Source organism: Paenibacillus sp. P4_E11 (assembly GCF_056401635.1).
This window is the reverse complement of the sequence record NZ_JBFUIX010000633.1, coordinates 1-745: the sequence shown is the minus strand read 5'-3', so window position 1 is coordinate 745 and position 745 is coordinate 1. Positions and strand designations below refer to the sequence as shown.

The following is a 745-nucleotide window of genomic DNA, read 5'->3' as shown; positions in this document are numbered from 1 at the left end:
GGTTTGGACTCTAGGATGATGATTCAGTCTATATCCGAAGTCAAGGTACCAGCATACGGTATTTAATAAGGAGAGGAGGAAGATATCATGTCAATTCCTATCGTGTTCATCCACCGGGGGGACAGTTACTACTTGAAGTATGCACTGCTGCAGGCGAAACTCTCCAATCCCCACAATAAAGTGTTTTTGATCGGAGACGAGGCGAATCGCCACTACCACTCTTCTCAGATCGAACATGCCATGATTTGCGACTATGACGAAGATGTGGAGCTGTTTGCTAACTTATACCGCCATACGGGACCGAATTCGCTGCAATTCGAACTATTTTGCATCCAGAGGCTGTTTATTTTGCGGAATTTTATGGTCAAAAACGAATTAAGGCATTGCTGCTACCAGGATTCCGATGTGCTGTTATTTATGGATGTAAGCGAACGGAACTTTAACCGATTCAACATTTTGTTCAATCACCGGGGCATCAATAACCTGGATACGCTCAGGTTGCTTTGCTCTACAATTCTGCATCAATACAGCGTCCCTGCATTGTTTGCGCAGATTGAGCATTTTCTGGCGACAACGGAATGCCCTGGCGTTTCGGATATGGTGCTGATTGAATATTTCGGCAACCTTCATGAGAATCAGATTCATTGGGTCGGCACGTCGATCGATAATGCCCACTTTTGCGCGAATATCAATATCCACGAGGATTTCGAAACGATTAATAACAGGAAAAAAGTATACCTAAGAG

General features: G+C 44.2%; 1 protein-coding gene. It reads left to right on the top strand.

All coding sequences use genetic code 11. The features are described from left to right. Positions 1 to 87 precede the first annotated feature (87 nt). The coding region (locus AC1DWB_RS36580) for a hypothetical protein (protein WP_477545944.1) at positions 88 to 745 on the top strand (658 nt) is incomplete at its 3' end.